The following is a 283-nucleotide window of genomic DNA, read 5'->3' on the forward strand; positions in this document are numbered from 1 at the left end:
CATTATCCTGGTCGCGCTGGCGGTGATTTTTCTGCCGGACCTGCTAGATGGAGAGAAGGTCTCCCATAAAGATACCTTTTTGCCGGTACCACCACGTCCTGCACAGGAACCAGTGTCAGAGACTGAGTCTTTTCCTATCGACGAGGTTCGTGAACGCGTTAGTCGCACTGTGGAAGTGGTGGAAGATGTAGCGTTGGATGACCCTGTAGAAAGCGTTGCCAGCGATGAGCCTGTCGACGCGCACGCGCCGCCGGTGGCACAGGCCGAATCGGCCCCTGTCAGT

At 56.9% G+C, this 283-nt stretch carries 1 pseudogene; it reads left to right on the forward strand.

The window, feature by feature from the left end:
• A pseudogene (locus J0A66_RS23095) lies at positions 1-283 on the forward strand (SPOR domain-containing protein); the annotation flags it as partial.

The organism is Bowmanella dokdonensis, from assembly GCF_017254865.1.
GTDB lineage: Bacteria > Pseudomonadota > Gammaproteobacteria > Enterobacterales > Alteromonadaceae > Bowmanella > Bowmanella dokdonensis.